This is a genomic window from Roseibium sp. TrichSKD4, assembly GCF_000148725.1.
Taxonomy (GTDB): Bacteria; Pseudomonadota; Alphaproteobacteria; order Rhizobiales; family Stappiaceae; genus Roseibium.
Window position 1 is genome coordinate 295,452 of the sequence record NZ_GL476320.1, and the last position, 17,128, is coordinate 312,579.

The 17,128-nt window shown below is 55.7% G+C and carries 13 protein-coding genes; all 13 read left to right on the top strand.

Annotation, left to right across the window (positions count from 1 at the left end):
* Nucleotides 1-45 precede the first annotated feature (45 nt).
* The 13 genes from rplL (at nt 46) to rplB (ending at nt 17,123) form a co-directional block, all read left to right on the top strand.
* Nucleotides 46-423, top strand: coding sequence for a 50S ribosomal protein L7/L12 (gene rplL, locus TRICHSKD4_RS22060; RefSeq protein ID WP_009469196.1), 378 nt, complete (start codon nt 46-48; stop codon nt 421-423).
* A gap of 265 nt (nt 424-688) precedes the next feature.
* Entirely contained in the window at nt 689-4,828 is a 4,140-nt protein-coding gene (gene rpoB / locus TRICHSKD4_RS22065) for a DNA-directed RNA polymerase subunit beta (protein WP_009469197.1), read from the top strand.
* Between the two features lie 101 nt (nt 4,829-4,929).
* Complete coding sequence (gene rpoC, locus TRICHSKD4_RS22070; RefSeq protein WP_009469199.1) at nt 4,930-9,135, top strand: DNA-directed RNA polymerase subunit beta'; 4,206 nt, start codon at nt 4,930-4,932, stop codon at nt 9,133-9,135.
* A 74-nt stretch (nt 9,136-9,209) separates the two neighbouring features.
* The gene (locus tag TRICHSKD4_RS22075; protein WP_009469200.1) at nt 9,210-9,590 is read left to right on the top strand and encodes a hypothetical protein; all 381 of its coding nucleotides are present in this window, start codon (nt 9,210-9,212) and stop codon (nt 9,588-9,590) included.
* Nucleotides 9,591-10,042: 452 nt separating this feature from the next.
* Nucleotides 10,043-10,414, top strand: coding sequence for a 30S ribosomal protein S12 (gene rpsL / locus TRICHSKD4_RS22080; protein WP_040617481.1), 372 nt, complete (start codon nt 10,043-10,045; stop codon nt 10,412-10,414).
* 11 nt (nt 10,415-10,425) lie between these two features.
* Entirely contained in the window at nt 10,426-10,896 is a 471-nt protein-coding gene (rpsG, locus tag TRICHSKD4_RS22085; protein ID WP_009469202.1) for a 30S ribosomal protein S7, read from the top strand.
* A gap of 24 nt (nt 10,897-10,920) precedes the next feature.
* Nucleotides 10,921-12,996 carry an elongation factor G gene (gene fusA / locus TRICHSKD4_RS22090; protein WP_009469203.1) on the top strand — a complete coding sequence of 692 codons (2,076 nt, stop codon included), beginning with the start codon at nt 10,921-10,923 and terminating at the stop codon, nt 12,994-12,996.
* Nucleotides 12,997-13,042: 46 nt separating this feature from the next.
* Nucleotides 13,043-14,233, top strand: coding sequence for an elongation factor Tu (tuf, locus tag TRICHSKD4_RS22095; RefSeq protein ID WP_009469188.1), 1,191 nt, complete (start codon nt 13,043-13,045; stop codon nt 14,231-14,233).
* A gap of 73 nt (nt 14,234-14,306) precedes the next feature.
* Nucleotides 14,307-14,615 carry a 30S ribosomal protein S10 gene (gene rpsJ, locus TRICHSKD4_RS22100; RefSeq protein WP_006936455.1) on the top strand — a complete coding sequence of 103 codons (309 nt, stop codon included), beginning with the start codon at nt 14,307-14,309 and terminating at the stop codon, nt 14,613-14,615.
* Nucleotides 14,616-14,638: 23 nt separating this feature from the next.
* Complete coding sequence (rplC, locus tag TRICHSKD4_RS22105) at nt 14,639-15,361, top strand: 50S ribosomal protein L3 (protein ID WP_009469204.1); 723 nt, start codon at nt 14,639-14,641, stop codon at nt 15,359-15,361.
* The gene (gene rplD, locus TRICHSKD4_RS22110) at nt 15,361-15,981 is read left to right on the top strand and encodes a 50S ribosomal protein L4 (RefSeq protein ID WP_009469205.1); all 621 of its coding nucleotides are present in this window, start codon (nt 15,361-15,363) and stop codon (nt 15,979-15,981) included. The genes rplC and rplD overlap by 1 nt, the downstream gene beginning before the upstream one ends.
* Nucleotides 15,978-16,271 (top strand): 50S ribosomal protein L23, encoded by a 294-nt coding sequence (locus TRICHSKD4_RS22115; protein WP_009469206.1) that lies wholly within the window; start codon nt 15,978-15,980, stop codon nt 16,269-16,271. The genes rplD and TRICHSKD4_RS22115 overlap by 4 nt, the downstream gene beginning before the upstream one ends.
* An 18-nt stretch (nt 16,272-16,289) precedes the next feature.
* Nucleotides 16,290-17,123: a 50S ribosomal protein L2 gene (gene rplB / locus TRICHSKD4_RS22120; protein ID WP_009469207.1), complete on the top strand. Its 834-nt coding sequence runs from the start codon at nt 16,290-16,292 to the stop codon at nt 17,121-17,123.
* The last annotated feature ends 5 nt before the right edge of the window (nt 17,124-17,128 follow it).

Sequence of the window (17,128 nt, forward strand, 5' to 3'; positions counted from 1 at the left end):
GTCATACAAAACCAACTTACTGGTTCGAACTAAAGGTACTGAAAAATGGCTGATCTCGAAAAGCTCGTAGAAGAACTGTCCACACTGACTGTTATGGAAGCAGCTGAACTGTCCAAGCTTCTGGAAGAGAAGTGGGGCGTTTCCGCTGCTGCTCCTGTTGCTGTTGCTGCTGTTGCAGGCGGCGCTGATGCAGGTGCTGCTGCTGAAGAAAAGACTGAATTTGACGTTGTTCTGGCTTCTGCTGGCGACAAGAAAATCAACGTCATCAAGGAAGTACGCGCAATCACTGGTCTTGGCCTGAAAGAAGCCAAGGAACTCGTTGAGTCCGCTCCGAAGGCAGTCAAGGAAGCAGTTTCCAAGGACGAAGCTGAAGAGCTGAAGAAGAAGCTTGAAGAAGCTGGCGCTTCCGTAGAGCTGAAGTAATCAGGGCTTAAAGCCCTATAGACGGTCCCGGTCTCCGGGGCCGTTTTCTGGCCCCGGCGGGTTTTCCCGTGTCCGGGGCTAAAGTCCCACTGGAGCACAGTGATGCCAAACTAGGTTTCAACGTGCCCTGGTCCCCATAGACCGGTCAGCCAAAAGTCTGGTTGATCAATTTTGGGGGACGGTTTTCCGAAGCGCCTGGATGAGGTTCATCCGATGACAAGGGGCGTTTCGGGAAGCCGTTACCCGGCCGATACGAGGAGCGACAATGACCCAAACGTTCAACGGTCGCAAAAAGGTCCGTAAATATTTCGGATCGATCCGCGATGTCGCGGCAATGCCCAATCTCATCGAGGTCCAGAAAGCCTCTTACGACCAGTTCCTGCAGGTCGACGAGATGCCGGGCGGCGGTCGCATAAATGATGGTCTGGAAGCCGTATTCCAGTCCGTGTTCCCGATTTCCGACTTTGCGGGAACATCTATCCTGGAATTTGTTTCTTACGAATTTGAAGCTCCGAAATACGACGTTGACGAGTGCCGTCAGCGCGACATGACCTTTGCTGCACCTTTGAAGGTGACACTGCGTCTGATCGTATTTGATGTCGATGAAGACACCGGCGCAAAGTCCGTTAAAGACATCAAGGAACAGGATGTCTACATGGGCGATATGCCGTTCATGACAGACAACGGCACCTTCATCGTCAACGGCACCGAGCGTGTGATCGTCTCCCAGATGCACCGCTCGCCGGGCGTATTCTTCGATCATGACAAGGGCAAGACCCACTCATCCGGCAAGCTGCTGTTTGCTGCGCGCGTCATTCCTTATCGTGGTTCCTGGCTCGATATCGAGTTCGATGCCAAGGACATTGTCCACGCCCGTATCGACCGTCGCCGTAAAATTCCGGTTACGTCCCTGTTGATGGCGCTTGGCCTCGACGGCGAAGAAATCCTGAACACCTTCTACGCCCGTGTTGATTACACGCGTCAGAAGGATGGTGGCTGGCGTATGCCGTTCGACGGTGATCGTCTGAAAGGCACAAAAGCGTCTTACGATCTGATCGACGCAGACAGCGGCGAAGTGGTTGTCGAAGGCGGCCGCAAGATCACTGCGCGGACCATCAAGCAGCTGGCGGAAAAGAACGTTACAGCGCTGAAGATGACCGACGAAGATCTGCACGGTCAGTACCTTGCAGAAGACATCGTTGATGCACAGACAGGTGAAATCTATGCAGAAGCTGGTGAAGAAATCACCGGTAAACTGCTGGAAGAGCTTGTTGATCGCGGTTACCACGATCTTCCTGTTCTGGATATCGACCACGTTAATGTTGGTCCGTATATCCGTAATACGCTCTCTGCAGACAAGAACGAATCTCGCGAAGATGCGCTTTTTGACATCTACCGCGTGATGCGTCCGGGTGAGCCGCCCACCATCGATACTGCTGAAGCGATGTTCCAGTCGCTCTTCTTCGATGCTGAGCGCTACGACTTGTCAGCTGTCGGCCGCGTGAAGATGAACATGCGTCTGGACGTAGATGCCGAAGACACGGTTCGCGTTCTGCGCAAGGAAGATATCCTTGAAGTCATCCGTGTTCTGCTTCAGTTGCGCGACGGCAAGGGCGACATCGATGACATCGATAACCTTGGCAACCGTCGTGTTCGCTCTGTTGGCGAACTGATGGAAAACCAGTACCGCGTTGGCCTTCTGCGCATGGAACGGGCGATCAAGGAGCGTATGAGCTCTGTTGAGATCGACACCGTGATGCCGCAGGATCTCATCAACGCGAAGCCGGCTGCTGCGGCTGTCCGTGAATTCTTCGGCTCTTCGCAGCTGTCGCAGTTCATGGACCAGACCAACCCGCTATCGGAAGTCACGCACAAGCGTCGCCTTTCGGCTCTCGGCCCGGGTGGTTTGACCCGTGAGCGTGCAGGCTTTGAAGTCCGCGACGTTCACCCGACCCACTATGGTCGTATTTGCCCGATTGAGACGCCGGAAGGTCCGAACATCGGTCTGATCAACTCGCTGGCAACCTTTGCCCGCGTGAACAAGTACGGCTTTATCGAAAGCCCATACCGGAAGGTGAAAGATGGAGTCGTGACAAACGACGTCGTCTACCTGTCGGCTATGGAAGAAGCTAAGCACTACGTCGCACAGTCCAACGCTGTGTATGATGCAGATGGCCGCTTCACCGAAGAGCTGATTACTTGTCGTCATGCTGGCGAGAACATGATGGTTCCGTCTGATCGCGTTGACCTGATGGACGTGTCACCGAAGCAGCTGGTTTCTGTCGCTGCAGCGTTGATCCCGTTCTTGGAAAACGATGATGCGAACCGCGCTCTCATGGGCTCGAACATGCAGCGTCAGGCTGTGCCACTCGTCCGCGCCGAGGCTCCGTTCGTCGGAACCGGCATGGAGCCGATTGTGGCACGGGACTCTGGTGCTGCTATTGGTGCAAAGCGCGCCGGTGTCGTAGACCAGGTTGATGCGACCCGTATCGTTATCCGGGCTACCGAAGATCTTGATCCGGGCAAGTCTGGTGTTGATATCTACCGGTTGATGAAGTTCCAGCGTTCGAACCAGAACACCTGTATCAACCAGCGTCCGCTGGTGCGTGTAGGCGACAAGGTTCACAAGGGCGACATCATCGCTGACGGTCCGTCCACGGATCTCGGTGACCTGGCGCTCGGCAAAAACGTGCTCGTCGCGTTCATGCCGTGGAACGGCTACAACTTCGAGGATTCCATCCTTCTGTCCGAGCGGATCGTGTCTGACGATGTCTTCACATCGATCCACTTGGAAGAATTTGAGGTGATGGCCCGTGATACCAAGTTGGGTCCGGAAGAAATCACACGCGATATTCCGAACGTTTCTGAAGAGGCTTTGAAGAACCTCGACGAAGCCGGGATTGTCTATATCGGTGCAGAATTGCATCCGGGCGACATCCTTGTCGGGAAGATCACACCAAAGGGCGAAAGCCCGATGACACCGGAAGAAAAGCTTCTGCGTGCCATCTTTGGCGAAAAGGCTTCCGATGTTCGTGACACATCCCTGCGTCTGCCACCGGGTGTCTCCGGTACAGTCGTAGAAGTTCGTGTCTTCAACCGCCACGGCGTTGAAAAAGACGAACGCGCGATGGCGATAGAGCGTGAGGAAATCGAGCGTCTGGCGAAAGACCGTGACGACGAACAGGCGATTCTGGATCGCAACGTCTATGGTCGTTTGGCAGAAATGCTGCTGGGCAAGACAGCTGTTGCTGGTCCGAAGGGCTTCAAGAAGGGTGGCGAGCTTTCTGGCGACGCTCTGAACGAATTCCCTCGGTCACAGTGGTGGCAGTTTGCGACCGACGACGAGAAGTTCATGTCGGAAATCGAGGCATTGCGCGGTCAGTATGATGACAGCCGCAAGCGTCTTGAGCAGCGGTTTATCGACAAGGTCGAAAAACTGCAGCGCGGTGATGAGCTGCCTCCGGGCGTCATGAAGATGGTCAAGGTCTTCGTTGCCGTGAAGCGCAAGCTTCAGCCGGGCGACAAGATGGCTGGTCGTCACGGTAACAAGGGTGTGGTCTCCAAGATCAACCCATGTGAAGACATGCCGTTCCTGGAAGACGGTACGCATGTTGACATCGTGTTGAACCCGCTTGGTGTTCCATCACGTATGAACGTCGGTCAGATCCTTGAAACCCACATGGGTTGGGCGTGCCGCGGCATGGGCCTTCGCATCGGCGAAATGTACGATGAGTACAGAAAGTCCGGTGAGATTGAGCAACTGCGCGGAAAGATCGTGGAGATCTACGGCGACAACATGAAGGGCGACAACGTCAAGGAATATGACGATGAAGGTGTTGTCCGACTGGCTGAGCAGCTGAAAAAGGGCGTGTCCATCGCGACACCGGTCTTCGATGGTGCGCGTGAGCCTGATGTTGTCGAAGCGCTCAAAATTGCCGATTACCATCCGAGCGGACAGTCCGTCCTCTATGATGGTCGTACCGGTGAAGAGTTCGACCGCCGCGTGACGGTGGGCTACATCTACATGTTGAAGCTCCATCACCTTGTCGACGACAAGATCCACGCCCGTTCGATTGGCCCATACTCTCTTGTCACCCAGCAGCCGCTCGGTGGTAAGGCGCAGTTCGGCGGCCAGCGCTTCGGGGAAATGGAGGTCTGGGCACTTGAAGCCTACGGTGCAGCCTACACGCTGCAGGAAATGCTTACCGTCAAGTCGGATGACGTCGCCGGCCGTACGAAGGTCTACGAGGCCATCGTTCGCGGTGATGACACCTTCGAGGCAGGCATTCCGGAAAGCTTCAACGTGCTTGTGAAGGAAATGCGGTCTTTGGGTCTGAATGTGGAGCTGCAACGCACCGATCAGCCTCAGATTTCCGATGAACCCGCTGCCGATGCAGCTGAGTAATCCGGAAATTATGACAAAGACCGATTTGAGACTTGCAGAACGGGTTGAGGGAAGGGTGCCAGTCGGCATTCTTCCGACCCCTGCAGTGAAGGAGATGGACCATGAATCATGAGGTCATGAACCTGTTTAACCAACAGGCTCCGACGCAGACCTTCGATAATATCCGGATCTCGCTTGCGAGCCCGGAAAAGATCATGTCCTGGTCGTTTGGCGAAATCAAAAAGCCAGAGACCATCAACTACCGTACGTTCAAGCCTGAACGGGATGGTCTGTTCTGCGCGCGCATCTTTGGCCCGATCAAGGACTACGAATGTCTTTGCGGCAAATATAAGCGCATGAAATACAAAGGCGTTATCTGTGAGAAGTGTGGCGTTGAAGTCACCTTGTCTCGTGTGCGCCGTGAACGCATGGGCCACATTGAACTGGCTGCGCCGGTTGCGCACATCTGGTTCCTGAAGTCCCTGCCAAGCCGTATCGGCCTTCTGCTCGACATGACGCTGAAGGATCTGGAACGCGTTCTCTACTTCGAGAATTATGTGGTTCTGGAGCCGGGTCTTACGCCGCTGAAGCAACACCAGCTTCTGTCGGAAGAAGACTACATCGCAGCTCAGGACGAGTATGGCGAAGACGCATTCACCGCCATGATCGGCGCTGAAGCGATCCGCGAAATCATGATGTCCATGGATCTGGAGCGCATCAGCGAACAGCTCCGTCAGGAAATCGCGGAAGCCACAACCGAGCTGAAGCCGAAGAAGCTGGCCAAGCGCCTGAAGGTCATTGAGGCATTTATCGAATCCGGCAATCGTCCGGAATGGATGATCATGACCGTTGTTCCGGTTATTCCGCCGGACCTGCGTCCGCTGGTTCCGCTTGATGGTGGCCGGTTTGCGACTTCCGATTTGAACGATCTGTATCGCCGCGTGATCAACCGGAACAACCGTCTGCGCCGCCTGATGGAATTGCGCGCTCCGGACATCATCATCCGGAACGAAAAGCGTATGCTTCAGGAGTCTGTTGACGCCCTGTTTGACAACGGTCGTCGTGGCCGCGTCATCACCGGTGCCAACAAGCGTCCGCTGAAGTCGCTGTCTGACATGCTGAAAGGCAAGCAGGGCCGCTTCCGTCAGAACCTTCTTGGTAAGCGCGTCGACTATTCTGGTCGTTCGGTTATCACCGTGGGTCCTGAGCTTAAGCTACACCAGTGTGGCCTGCCGAAGAAGATGGCGCTTGAGCTGTTCAAGCCGTTCATCTACTCCCGTCTTGATGCGAAAGGGTTCTCCTCAACCGTCAAGCAGGCCAAGAAGCTGGTGGAGAAAGAGCGTCCGGAAGTCTGGGATATCCTTGACGAGGTGATCCGTGAGCACCCGGTTCTCTTGAACCGCGCGCCTACGCTTCACCGTCTTGGCATCCAGGCGTTCGAACCGACCCTGATTGAAGGCAAGGCGATCCAGCTACACCCGCTCGTCTGTTCGGCGTTTAACGCTGACTTTGACGGCGACCAGATGGCTGTTCACGTCCCGCTCTCGTTGGAAGCCCAGCTGGAAGCGCGGACGCTGATGATGTCCACAAACAACATTCTGCACCCGGCTAACGGTGGTCCGATCATCGTTCCGTCGCAGGATATCGTTCTTGGTCTCTACTATCTGTCGATCATGGCAGAGAAAGAGCCGGGCGAGGGCATGGCCTTCGGTGATATTGGTGAAATCCATCACGCTCTGGCTAACAACGTCATTACGCTGCACACCAAGATCAAGGGTCGTTTCAAGACTGTTGATGAGCATGGCAACGAAGTCTGTCAGATCGTAGAGACGACTCCGGGCCGGATGCTGATTGGTGAGCTGCTGCCGAAGCACTTTGAAGTGCCTTATGACGTGTGCAACAAGCTGATGACCAAGAAGGATATCTCCAAGATGATCGACACGGTTTACCGTGCGTGCGGTCAAAAGGAGACGGTTATCTTCTGTGACCAGATCATGGGTCTCGGCTTCAAGAACGCATGTAACGCCGGTATTTCGTTCGGTATGGACGACATGGTTATCCCGGACACCAAACAGAAGCTGGTTTCCGATACATCAGCCATGGCGACCGAATACGAGCAACAGTACAACGATGGTCTGATCACTCAGGGCGAGAAATACAACAAGGTTGTTGACGCCTGGGCGAAGTGTACCGACCGTGTTGCTGACGAGATGATGAAGCGGATTCAGGCGGTGGAATTCGACGAAGAATCCGGTCGCCAGAAGCAGATGAACTCAGTGTACATGATGTCCCACTCCGGGGCGCGTGGTTCACCACAGCAGATGAAGCAGCTGGCTGGTATGCGTGGTCTGATGGCCAAGCCGTCCGGTGAGATCATCGAAAACCCGATTATCTCGAACTTCAAGGAAGGCCTGTCGGTTCTGGAGTACTTCAACTCCACGCACGGCGCCCGTAAGGGTCTGGCTGACACCGCTTTGAAGACAGCGAACTCTGGTTACCTGACCCGCCGTCTCGTGGACGTTGCGCAGGATTCCATCATCCTTGAACCGGATTGTGGATCAGAGCGTGGCATCACAGTGGCGCCAATCGTTGATGCCGGTAACGTCATCGCCTCTCTGGGCATGCGCGTTCTGGGTCGTACGACCGCTGAAGACGTTTACAATCACCAGACCGGTGAAGTGATCGTTCCGAAGGGGCATTTGATCGACGAGAAGGACGTTGAAGTCATCGAGGCCGCCAAGGTTCAGCAGATCAAGATCCGTTCGGTTCTGACCTGTGAGACCGAGACCGGTGTGTGTGCGACCTGTTACGGTCGTGACCTTGCACGCGGTACGCCTGTGAACATGGGTGAGGCTGTTGGCGTTATCGCTGCTCAGTCCATCGGTGAGCCGGGCACTCAGCTGACCATGCGGACGTTCCACATTGGTGGTACGGCGCAGGTTGTCGATAGTTCGTTCATCGAGTCCAACGTTGACGGCCGGGTGAAGATCCGCAATCGGAGCGTCCAGCGCGACTCCGACGGCAATCTCATCGCCATGGTTCGGAACATGTCCATCGTTGTTCTCGACAGCGATGACAACGAGCGTGCAGTTCACCGCGTCACTTACGGCTCCAAGCTGCATGTGGACGACGGCGACACGGTCAAGCGCGGACAGCGGATTGCTGAATGGGATCCTTACACCCGTCCAATGCTTGCAGATGTCGATGGTGTCGTGGACTTTGAAGACCTTACTGACGGTGTTTCCATTCAGGAAACCGCTGATGAGGCAACCGGTATCACCAAGCGTGTCGTCATCGATTGGCGGTCCTCGCAACGTGGTGCTGACCTCAAGCCGGCGATTGTCATCAAGGGTGCAAAGGGTGCAGTGTCCAAGACGCAGCGTGGCTCCGATGCGCGCCTGTTGTTGTCGGTCGATGCGATTCTCTCGGTGCAGCCGGGTGCATCTGTCAAGGCAGGTGACGTGTTGGCGCGTATTCCTCTGGAAAGCGCGAAGACGAAAGACATCACCGGTGGTCTGCCGCGTGTTGCTGAACTCTTCGAGGCGCGTCGTCCGAAGGATCACGCAATCATCGCCGAGATCTCCGGTACCATCCGGTTTGGTCGGGACTACAAGAACAAGCGTCGGATCATCATCGATCCGTCGGAAGAGGGCATGGAGCCGGTCGAGTACCTCATCCCGAAAGGCAAGCATTTCCACCTTCAGGAAGGCGATGCAATTGAAAAGGGTGAGTACATCCTCGACGGTAACCCGGCACCGCATGACATTCTGGCCGTTAAGGGCGTGGAAGCACTTGCTGCATACCTCGTCAACGAAATCCAGGAAGTCTATCGACTGCAGGGCGTGACCATCAACGACAAGCACATCGAGGTGATTGTTCGCCAGATGCTGCAAAAAGTTGAGATCACGGATCCGGGCGAGACGGAGTTCTTTTCGGGCGAGCAGATCGACCGTATCGACTTCGAGGAAGCCAACCAGAGAGCGATCGACAATGCGCGCGATCCGGCCAAGGGCAACCCGGTTCTTCTCGGGATCACCAAGGCATCGCTGCAAACCCGCTCGTTCTTCTCGGCTGCATCGTTCCAGGAGACAACCCGCGTTCTCACCGAAGCTGCAGTGGGCGGCAAGATCGATCCGCTGGTCGGCCTCAAGGAGAACGTTATCGTTGGTCGCCTGATCCCGGCTGGTACAGGCGGGGTGATGAAGCGCATCCGTCAGGTTGCAAGCCATCGCGACGACCTTATCCAGGAAGCCCAACGTCAGGACTCAGCCCAAAGCGCTGCTTCCGCAGACGGCCTTCTGGAAGATATGAGTGGCGCTGCCGAATAAGGCCTTGCCCGTTTAATGACCTATCAAAGGCCGCCTCCGGGCGGCCTTTGTCATGAGATAAAGGGAAATGGAAGATGAATGACAATGGTGATGCAGAAGATCCGGTGATCTACATCGTGATTGGCCGTGTTTGGGATCATGAAGAGGGGACCACGGAAACGGCCACTCCGGTCCATGTGCTGCTTAAAGGCGCAGATGATGATGACGCGGTTCGCAAAACGCTCGAGGCTCTGACCGCAAAGGGGTTCGTTGAAGCCGAGCTTGACCAGATCGGCGTCATGGACGGAGAACCGGATGACCCGACATATGAGGCCGCATATGAGGATGCGTTGACTGGCAATGTCGCCGTCATCACATTCGCTGAATTACAAGCTATCGCCGAAAGGGATTCTCCCGAATTCGATTCTCTGGAATACGATTCCACTGCAGAGTCAGGAAATGAACCACGCCGTTAAGACTTTGTTCATGCGTATAGCGGGCATGCGTTTTCTGCATTCGCAATAAAAGGTGCGATAGGTGGTTTTGGGGAGTAATAAAATTCTAAAAACCGGCTGGAAAATGTCCAAAAAACCCGAGAAAACCGCAAAATTCCCGGAAAACGGGAAATCGCGATAAACCGCTTGACGGGAGAGGGTGTTGTGAGTAGGTTCCGGCCATCCCAAGGGCAGGCGGTAAGAGCACAGGTGTCCAGCGCGACGCGCGCAGGAGTAGGCCTCTTAAACGCTGCCGGGTTCATATAGGCGAACAAGCGTCGATTGCATGACCGCGGTTTGAATAACTCGTGGTCCTCTGGTTTTCGCAGCGCCGGCTGCTCAGTTTTGAGCGCGCGGGTGCGATTTTGCATGCAAGATCAGCGAAAACGGCAGTTGCGAAACGAATTTTGGATGGACGAGGTAAAGGGCACAATATGCCGACCATCAACCAGTTGATCCGCAAGCCGCGGAAAGTTCCGGCAAAGCGGAACAAGGTGCCGGCCATGGAGGCCTGCCCACAGAAGCGTGGTGTTTGTACCCGCGTTTACACAACGACGCCAAAGAAGCCGAACTCGGCTCTGCGTAAGGTGGCTAAGATTCGCCTGACCAACGGCTTCGAAGTAATTGGATATATCCCGGGTGAAGGTCACAACCTTCAGGAGCACTCCGTGGTGATGATCCGTGGCGGTCGTGTAAAGGACTTGCCGGGTGTTCGTTATCACATCATTCGTGGTGTTCTTGATACCCAGGGCGTCAAGGACCGTAAACAACGCCGGTCCAAATACGGCGCTAAGCGGCCGAAGTAAGGAGCACATAGATGTCCCGTCGTCACCGCGCAGAAAAACGCGAAATCAACCCGGATCCGAAGTTCGGGGATCTTGTCGTCACCAAGTTCATGAACGCAATCATGTACCACGGCAAGAAGTCTACCGCAGAACGCATCGTCTACGGTGCATTCGACATTATCGAAAACAAGGTTCGCGAGAACCCGATCGAAGTGTTCCATGCGGCTCTTGAAAACGTAATGCCTCAGGTAGAAGTCCGTTCCCGCCGTGTTGGTGGTGCGACCTACCAGGTTCCGGTCGAGGTTCGTGCAGATCGCCGTCAGGCTCTGGCCATTCGTTGGTTGATCTCTGCAGCCCGTAACCGCAACGAGACCACCATGGTTGAGCGCCTGTCCGGTGAAATGCTGGATGCTGCCAACAACCGTGGCACTGCAGTTAAGAAGCGCGAAGACACGCACCGGATGGCAGACGCCAACCGCGCATTCTCGCACTACCGCTGGTAATCTGGACTTCGAAGGGCTGACGCAATGTCCCGCACGCATAAAATCGAGGACTACCGCAACTTCGGCATCATGGCTCACATCGATGCTGGTAAGACGACTACGACCGAGCGGATCCTCTATTACACCGGCAAAAGCCACAAGATCGGCGAAGTGCATGATGGCGCTGCCACCATGGACTGGATGGAGCAGGAGCAGGAGCGTGGCATTACGATCACGTCCGCTGCAACTACTGCATTCTGGAACGAAAAGCGCCTGAACATCATCGACACTCCAGGTCACGTTGACTTCACCATTGAAGTTGAGCGGTCCTTGCGTGTTCTTGACGGTGCAGTTGCACTTCTCGACGCCAACGCTGGTGTTGAGCCGCAGACCGAGACAGTTTGGCGTCAGGCCGACAAGTACAACGTCCCGCGGATGATCTTCGTCAACAAAATGGATAAGCTCGGCGCCGATTTCGATCGCTGTGTTGAGATGATCCGTGATCGCCTCGGCGCAACTCCGCTGGTCATGCAGCTCAACGTTGGTGCTGAGAACGAATTCGCAGGTTGCGTTGACCTGCTGAAGATGAAGGCGCTCATCTGGCAGTCCGAAAATCTCGGTGCGGCTTGGGATGAGCTTGAAATTCCGGCTGAACTTGCAGACCGTGCTCAAGAAGCTCGCGACGCTCTGATCGAGACTGCAGTCGAGATCGACGAAGCGGCCATGGAAGCCTACCTTGAAGGTGAAGAGCCCTCCATGGAGAAGCTGAAAGAACTGATCCGCAAGGGCACTATCAACGGTGACTTCGTACCAGTTTTCTGTGGTTCTGCATTCAAGAACAAGGGTGTTCAGCCGCTGCTCGACGCAGTTGTTGACTACCTGCCGAGCCCGGTCGAAGTTCCTGCCATTAAGGGCATCGATCCGAAGACCGAAGGCGAAGCAGTTCGTACATCTTCTGATGAAGAGCCGCTCAGCATTCTCGCGTTCAAGATTGCAAACGATCCGTTCGTTGGCTCGCTGACGTTCTGCCGCATCTACTCTGGTGTTTTGAACAAGGGTGTATCCCTGCTCAACACTGTGAAGGAAAAGCGTGAGCGCGTCGGGCGCATGATGCAGATGCACTCAAACTCCCGTGAAGACATCGACGTTGCCTACGCTGGTGACATTGTTGCGATCGCGGGCCTCAAGGACACCACGACAGGTGACACACTGTGTGACCCGCTGAAGCCGGTTATCCTTGAGCGTATGGAATTCCCAGAGCCGGTCATCGAGATCGCGATTGAGCCGAAGACCAAGGCTGACCAAGAAAAGATGGGCATCGCCCTGAACCGTCTGGCTGCTGAAGATCCGTCTTTCCGTGTGAAGTCTGACGATGAATCCGGTCAGACAATCATCGCCGGCATGGGCGAACTTCACCTCGATATCCTCGTTGACCGAATGAAGCGCGAATTCAAGGTTGAGGCGAATATCGGTGCTCCGCAGGTTGCCTATCGTGAAACCATTACACGTGCAGCAGATGTGGACTACACCCACAAGAAGCAGTCCGGTGGTTCTGGCCAGTTCGCTCGCGTCAAGCTCACTATTGAGCCGGCTGAGCCGAACGAAGGTTTCGTCTTCGAAAGCACCATTGTTGGTGGTTCGGTGCCGAAGGAATACATCCCGGGTGTGAGCAAGGGTATCGAAAGCGTTATGTCCTCTGGACCGCTGGCAGGCTTCCCGATGCTCGACATCAAGGCAACCCTGACCGACGGTGCATACCACGACGTTGACTCCTCCGTTATGGCCTTCGAAATCGCAGGTCGCGCAGGTTTCCGCGAAGGTATTGCCAAGGCAGCGCCGAAGCTTCTTGAGCCGGTCATGAAGGTTGAGGTGGTCACACCTGAAGAGTACATGGGCGACGTGATCGGGGATCTGAACTCCCGTCGTGGTCAAATCGCCGGTACCGAAAACCGCGGCATCGTAACGGTGATCACCGGTATGGTCCCGCTGGCCAACATGTTCGGTTACGTAAACAATCTGCGGTCCATGTCCCAGGGTCGTGCGCAATATTCCATGGTCTTTGACCATTACGCGCAGGTTCCACAGGCAGTCGCCGAAGAGGTTCAGGCGAAATACGCCTGATCCACCTCTCAAAGTCAAAAAAGAATTAGAGAAACGGAGTAATCCGATGGCGAAGGAAAAATTTGAGCGCAATAAGCCTCACGTCAACATTGGCACGATCGGCCACGTTGACCACGGTAAGACTACGCTGACTGCAGCAATCACGATGACACTTGCTGAGGCAGGTGGTGCAGAAGCTAAGGCTTACGACGAAATTGACGGTGCTCCTGAAGAGCGTGCACGCGGCATTACGATTTCCACGGCACACGTTGAGTATGAGACGGAAAACCGTCACTACGCTCACGTTGACTGCCCGGGCCACGCCGACTACGTGAAGAACATGATCACCGGTGCAGCGCAGATGGATGGCGCTATCCTGGTATGTTCTGCAGCAGATGGCCCAATGCCGCAGACCCGTGAGCACATCCTGCTTGCGCGTCAGGTTGGTGTACCGGCACTTGTCGTGTTCATGAACAAGGTTGACCAGGTCGACGACGAAGAGCTTCTCGAGCTCGTCGAAATGGAAATCCGTGAGCTTCTGTCTTCTTACGAGTTCCCGGGCGACGACATTCCGATCGTCAAGGGTTCTGCACTTGCAGCAGTTGAGAACCGCGACGAAGCAATCGGCCGTGGTGCGATCCGTGAGCTGATGTCTCAGGTTGACGAATACATCCCGACCCCTGAGCGTCCGAAGGATCAGCCGTTCCTGATGCCGATCGAAGACGTGTTCTCGATCTCTGGTCGTGGAACTGTTGTGACCGGTCGTGTTGAGCGCGGTGTGATCAACGTTGGTGAAGAAGTCGAGATCGTCGGCATCAAGGACACCGCGAAGACCACAGTTACCGGCGTTGAAATGTTCCGCAAGCTGCTTGATAGCGGTGAAGCAGGCGACAACATCGGCGCACTGATCCGCGGCGTTGCTCGCGAAGAAGTTGAGCGTGGCCAGGTACTTTGTAAGCCGGGTTCTGTTACCCCGCACACGAAGTTCAAGGCTGAGGCTTACATCCTTACGAAGGAAGAGGGTGGCCGTCATACGCCGTTCTTCACCAACTACCGTCCTCAGTTCTACTTCCGTACGACTGACGTGACCGGTGTTGTGTCTCTTCCGGAAGGCACTGAAATGGTGATGCCGGGCGACAACGTCTCTGTTGACGTTGAGCTGATCGTTCCGATCGCCATGGAAGATGGTCTGCGCTTCGCGATCCGCGAAGGTGGCCGGACCGTCGGCGCTGGCGTCGTCGCTTCCATCACTGAATAATCGCCGGTAGGGCCTGCTCCGGTTTAATTGAAACTAAGGCGGCGGGCCCGCCGATTACCTCGGGAAATCTGAAATGAACGGTCAGAATATCCGGATCCGACTTAAGGCATTTGACCACCGTATTCTCGACGCCTCCACCAAGGAGATCGTGAACACGGCCAAGCGGACCGGTGCACAGGTACGGGGTCCCGTACCACTGCCGACGCGGATCGAGAAGTACACAGTACTTCGCGGACCGCATATCGATAAGAAAAGCCGCGATCAGTTCGAGATGCGTACACACAAGCGCTTGCTCGACATCGTTGATCCGACACCGCAGACGGTTGACGCTCTTATGAAGCTCGATCTGGCCGCTGGTGTGGACGTCGAGATCAAGCTCTGAGGCGGATCGAAGGGGACACGTCAATGCGTTCTGGAGTGATCGCTCAGAAGGTGGGCATGACTCGTATCTATAATGATGCGGGTGCAAATGTTCCGGTCACAGTTCTGCGGCTGGAAAAGTGTCAGGTGGTTGCCCACCGGACTGAAGAAAAGAACGGCTACACTGCGCTGCAAGTCGGCGTCGGTCTGGCAAAAGTAAGGAATACGCCTAAGGCGATGCGTGGTCACTACGCTGTTGCCAAGGTGGAGCCCAAGCGCAAACTCGCCGAGTTCCGCGTGTCGGCCGACAACATGATCGACGTTGGCGCGGAAATCACCGCTGACCACTACGTCGAAGGTCAGTTCGTCGACGTCACAGGCACTTCGATCGGTAAGGGTTTTGCCGGTGTTATGAAGCGTCACAACTTCGGTGGTGGCCGCGCCTCTCACGGTAACTCGATCTCGCACCGTTCACACGGTTCGACCGGTCAGTGTCAGGATCCGGGCCGCGTCTTCAAGGGCAAGAAAATGGCCGGTCATATGGGTGATGCCCGCGTGACCACGCAGAACTTGAAAGTTGTGCGTACGGATGTTGAGCGTGGCTTGATCATGGTTGAAGGTTCCGTTCCGGGCACCAAGGGTGGCTGGATTCTGGTCCGCGACGCGATCAAGAAGGCGCTCCCTGAAGGTGTGCCAACACCGGGTGCGTTCCGTGCGCCTGAAGCCGCTGCAGCTGGTGCTGAAGCAGCCGGGAAGGAGAGTGAGTGATGGAACTTCAGGTCAAGACCCTGGAAGGCGGGGCGGCCGGTTCGATCACGGTGTCGGATGAGATCTTTGGTCTCGAGCCGCGCACCGATCTGATCCACCGTGTGGTGCGTTGGCAGCTCGCCAAGCGCCAGGCCGGTACCCACAAGACGCTTCAGCGTTCCGAAGTTACTGGCACAACGAAGAAATTCGTTCGCCAGAAAGGCTCCGGTGGCGCTCGTCACGGCAACCGCAAGGCTCCGCAATTCCGCGGCGGCGGTAAGGCTTTCGGCCCGATCGTTCGCGATCACAGCCACGATCTTCCCAAGAAGGTACGTGTGCTCGGTCTGAAGCACGTTTTGTCTGCAAAGGCGAAAGCCGACAGCCTGATCGTTGTTGAGGATGCCAAGGCAGCTGAAGCAAAGACAAAGGCTCTGAAGGAGCAGCTTGCGAAAGCTGGCCTGACCAGCGCGCTCATCATCGATGGCGCTGAGGTTGATGCCAACTTTGCTCTTGCTTCACGGAACATCCCGCATGTGGACGTTCTGCCGGTTCAGGGCATCAACGTTTACGACATCATGCAGGCCAACACACTTGTGTTGACCAAAGCAGCGGTGTCCGCACTTGAGGAGCGCTTTAAATGAGCAACCTTCCTCACTACGACAAAATCGTCGGCCCGGTGATCACCGAAAAGGCGACCTTGGCTTCTGAAGAGAACAAGGTTGTCTTCAAGGTAGCCAACGACGCGACCAAGCCTGAAATCAAGGCTGCTGTTGAAGCGTTGTTCGGTGTCAAGGTCACGGCCGTAAACACTCTGGTCCGCAAGGGCAAGGTGAAGCGGTTCCGCGGTCGTCTTGGCCGTCAGTCCGACTTCAAAAAGGCCGTCGTGACGCTCGCCGAAGGGCAAGCCATCGACGTGACCACCGGGCTTTAAGGCGGGGGACAGAAGAAAATGGCACTTAAGACATTCAATCCCACGTCGCCGGGCCGCCGCCAACTGGTTCAAGTTGATCGGTCCGACCTCCATAAGGGCAAGCCGGTCAAGACTTTGACCGAAGGTCTATCCAAAAAAGGAGGCCGTAACAACACTGGCCGCCTGACATCACGAAATCGGGGTGGTGGTCATAAGCGTTCTTATCGTCTGGTAGATTTCAAGCGTCGTAAGTTCGACGTGCCGGCAACTGTAGAGCGTCTGGAATATGACCCGAACCGCACAGCCTTCATCGCGTTGATCCGCTATGAAGATGGTGAGCTGAGCTACATCCTGGCGCCGCAGCGTCTGGCAGCTGGAGACAAGGTTATCTCCGGTCAGTCAGTTGACGTTAAGCCGGGCAACGCTATGCCGCTTGCTTCCATTCCGGTTGGCACAATCGTGCACAACATCGAAATGAAGCCAGGCAAGGGCGCTCAGATCGCTCGCTCCGCTGGTGCATTCGTTCAGGTCGTTGGCCGTGACCAGGGTTACACAACCCTGCGTCTGATGTCCGGTGAACAGCGCCGGGTTCTGGGAACATGCATGGCAACAGTTGGTGCCGTGTCCAACCCGGATCACTCCAACATCAATCTCGGCAAGGCGGGTCGCTCCCGTTGGTTGGGCATTCGCCCGCACACCCGCGGTGTTGCTATGAACCCGATCGACCACCCACACGGTGGTGGTGAGGGACGTACCTCCGGCGGCCGTCATCCGGTTACTCCTTGGGGTAAACCGACAAAAGGCAAGCGCACACGGCGTAACAAGCAGACTGATAAATATATCGTCCGCAGCCGCCACGCGCGTAAGAAGTAAAGGGC